Here is a 3125-nt window from a genome sequence, read left to right as displayed (position 1 = left end):
ACATGGGTCAAGTACGATGCGGTCAATGGGTGGCAGGATTATTCCCATCACGCGTCAATATCCGCTGACCGCCAGTCAGTGACCGTTGAAGTCAAGGATGGCGGTTACGGTGATGCCGACGGCGTGGCCAACGGAATCATCATAGACCCGGCGGGACTTTCCATAGCACCGATCGCGCCCACCGCCAGCGGTGGCGGCGGCGGCTGCTTTATTACGGCCATCCAAAACGGAAGCGTGCAGGACCAGGGCCCTTTGCAGTGGGTCCATTTTAAGATGCGTCGATTCCTGACCATCATCGACAAATCACTGCAGGCAACCCGACATGATAGCATGTTGCACTGAAGATATAGAGAGGCAGCAAGGCGCACTCGACTCAGAAGGCTGGTCAAGGTGCTGAAGCGCCGGCAACACGGGTCGACGCAGCGGTGATTGGATGTGGCGCATTTGTCCGATGATCTTTAAAATTGTTTTTACCACCGCTACATATTGTGATAGTGACAATAATGGCAACATTATAGAGTATGATCAAATCATTTTAAAGTGCCTGTCGAACCGCTTTTAATTGGTGTTCAACCAGGAAGGCAAGCCATGCGACTCAAAGAAAAGAAACAAAGACCGGTTTGCGGACAGATCGCTGCTGAACAGCGAACCGGCATTGACCGCCGTATGCTCTCCTACGATTGGCATATTCCCGAGCGCCGGGCCGCTGCGGACCGGCGACTGGGCAGGAATTGCGCCAGCAGCTACCATGGAGAGCGGCGCGACCTTCAGCCATATAGCTGAAGGATGGGTGCGCTCCTGGCGCAGTGCTGAAGGGTGAGCGCGTTCCGCCCTCCCCTTCAGCCTACACCCATTCCCGCCCGACGGTACAGGTCGAAAAAGTGGTGGATGGGACCGAATCCCTTCCCTAAAGACAAGGCATTTGCAATCGCCCCGGAAATGTAGGCCTTGGCATGGGTGACGGCGTCAAAAAACGACTCGCCTTGAGCCATGTGGGCGGCAATGGCCGACGAAAAGGTGCAGCCAGTGCCATGGGTGTTGACCGTGTCGATCCGCCGGCTCTCCAGAAGCCTGAATTTCTCTCCGTCAAAAAGCACGTCCGTGGCCCTTCCCCGCCCTAAATGACCGCCCTTGACCACGACCATTTTCGCCCCCAATGCCGATATTTCGCGGGCAGCGGTTTTCATGGCATCGATATCCGTGATCTTTTTTCCCAGCAGGGCTTCTGCTTCGGGCAGGTTGGGGGTCACCACCCGGGCCAGCGGGAATAGGTGCCGGACCAGGGCCTCCTGGGCATCGGGCTGAAGCAGGGCGTACCCGCTTTTGGAAATCATCACCGGATCCAGAACCACCGGTGGGAGCCGTTCAATGCGGCCCAGGGCATCGGCGATGGCTTCGATCAGGGGAACACTGGCCACCATTCCGATTTTGACGGCATGGACGGGGATATCGTCGAACAGGCAGATGATCTGGCCGTGAACGATCTCCGGCCGCATCTCCTGAATGGCATATACCTTCTGTGTATTCTGTACCGTCACAGCGGTCACGGCACTCATTCCGAACACACCTATCGCCTGAAAGGTTTTCAGGTCTGCCTGGATTCCGGCCCCGCCCGATGAATCCGACCCGGCAATGCTCAATGCCACACGCATATCGTTCTCCTCTTTGGTAATGATCGTGATAGAAAGAAAATCGGCGATCAAATCGATCGACCGTTTGACTTATTGAACCAGAGAAATCTCGTCAACGGAAAACCGGTCCGACAGTTATCCAAAAAACGGCAATCGGGAGAAAAGTTGCCAAAAAAATACAGGTTTTCGGCCACCTGCCGATAATGGTAGTGAAACGTGTCCAACGAATTAAATAGTTGAACGAATGGATTAATATACCCTCACTCCGGCTTTCACCGGAATGGCGAATGACACCGATGTCGTTGAAAACAGGCATGGCCTCCAAACCACACCATCCGATCAACCCGATCAACAATACCAGCGGCAGGGCCGTCGGAATCCTGATCGCCCTGGTGCTCGTGCTCGCCCTTGCCGGAGGCGGGGGGTTTCTGGCCTATGACAAGTACTTTAAAAAGGAGCCGCTTCGATCCAAACTCGCTTCCGTGAAGGTCAAGGGGGAGTTGATTCGTTTTACCCACGACCGGGTATCCACGTCCCTTTACCGCAATATGGTCCTGCTTGATGACATCCTGGTGATGATGGACACGGAACTGGACCGGCTGAAACGCATCGGCAAAAAATTCCCCAACCAGGGAGGGATCGTTGCCTCACAAACCGAAGACCTGAAAGCGGCCCGGGAACGCATGGCCAAGGTTCTGACCGATGTCAACGTCACACTAGAAAAAATGTACGTCACCTGGCTGGTGAATCGATCCGAAGGGACCGGTCAGATCCGGTCACAGAAAGGAACGCTCACCCGGCAGTTGGCCGACGCCATCCGCGGCGAGGCCGTGCTGATCGGCCGCATCCGCACCAATCCCGAAGCGGCATCTTAGGTTGCTTTTTTGTATCTTAATCCTGAAATTCTTGTTTTTGATTTCAAAAAACAATAGCCAAAACCCAAATGACAAATAAATCACAATAACCAAATTCAAAATTCCAAACCTAACGATCTTGAAGAAAGGATATTCCATTCATCAAAGTGGAAAAACCAAAATGACAATCAATGGTTGGTTTTTGTCCTTTTTTGAGATTTGGATATTGTAATTTGGCATTTATTTGAGATTTGTGATTTGTTGTTTGGTTTTTAAGATTGATGAACTCGTAAAAAGTCGAAATTTCGGTTTTATTGTCGTCCCCACGAAGGCGGGGATCCAGTATTAACAGGTAGTTATAGATTACCGCCTTCACGAGAATGACATGACAGGTGACTTTTTACGAATCCATCAAGATTTAGTGCATGCAATTTATTGTTTCCGGTTTATCCGGATTAGGCAGTCCCCGGAAACGAACCGCATAATATCCAATACCCAATCACGAATATCGAAGGAGGGTATCGCTGGGCGATGTCAAATAAAACAGACAGAATTCCTTCCTTCGGCATTCTGCGGTTCCTTGTTCGACATTGAACATTCGTAGTCCTTTTCTAGCGGTAGGTACGGTAGTCCACCCCGT

Annotated in this window: 4 protein-coding genes; 3 read left to right on the top strand and 1 reads right to left on the bottom strand. The window is 52.0% G+C overall.

Annotation, left to right across the window (positions count from 1 at the left end; all coding sequences use genetic code 11):
* On the top strand, positions 1-342 hold a 342-nt coding region (locus tag QNK41_RS05570; protein WP_319254608.1), incomplete at its 5' end, for a choice-of-anchor U domain-containing protein.
* A gap of 246 nt (positions 343-588) precedes the next feature.
* Complete coding sequence (locus QNK41_RS05565) at positions 589-783, top strand: hypothetical protein (RefSeq protein WP_319254606.1); 195 nt, start codon at positions 589-591, stop codon at positions 781-783.
* Positions 784-839: 56 nt separating this feature from the next.
* Here QNK41_RS05565 and thiD read toward each other — a convergent pair whose 3' ends face one another.
* Complete coding sequence (gene thiD / locus QNK41_RS05560) at positions 840-1652, bottom strand: bifunctional hydroxymethylpyrimidine kinase/phosphomethylpyrimidine kinase (protein ID WP_319254604.1); 813 nt, start codon at positions 1650-1652, stop codon at positions 840-842.
* Between the two features lie 266 nt (positions 1653-1918).
* Here thiD and QNK41_RS05555 point away from each other — a divergent pair, with 266 nt between their 5' ends.
* Positions 1919-2506 carry a hypothetical protein gene (locus QNK41_RS05555; RefSeq protein WP_319254602.1) on the top strand — a complete coding sequence of 196 codons (588 nt, stop codon included), beginning with the start codon at positions 1919-1921 and terminating at the stop codon, positions 2504-2506.
* The last annotated feature ends 619 nt before the right edge of the window (positions 2507-3125 follow it).

The organism is Desulfosarcina sp., assembly GCF_033791525.1.
Lineage (GTDB): Bacteria > Desulfobacterota > Desulfobacteria > Desulfobacterales > Desulfosarcinaceae > Desulfosarcina.
The sequence above is the reverse complement of the archived record's forward strand: the minus strand, read 5'-3'. Positions and strand labels throughout refer to the sequence as shown.

Bases quoted from the DNA above. Each gene is read 5' to 3' on its own strand.
- QNK41_RS05565 (WP_319254606.1), top strand. From the start codon at position 589: ATGCGACTCAAAGAAAAGAAACAAAGACCGGTTTGCGGACAGATCGCT.
- QNK41_RS05555 (WP_319254602.1), top strand. From the start codon at position 1,919: ATGACACCGATGTCGTTGAAAACAGGCATGGCCTCCAAACCACACCAT.
- thiD (WP_319254604.1), bottom strand. From the start codon at position 1,652: ATGCGTGTGGCATTGAGCATTGCCGGGTCGGATTCATCGGGCGGGGCC.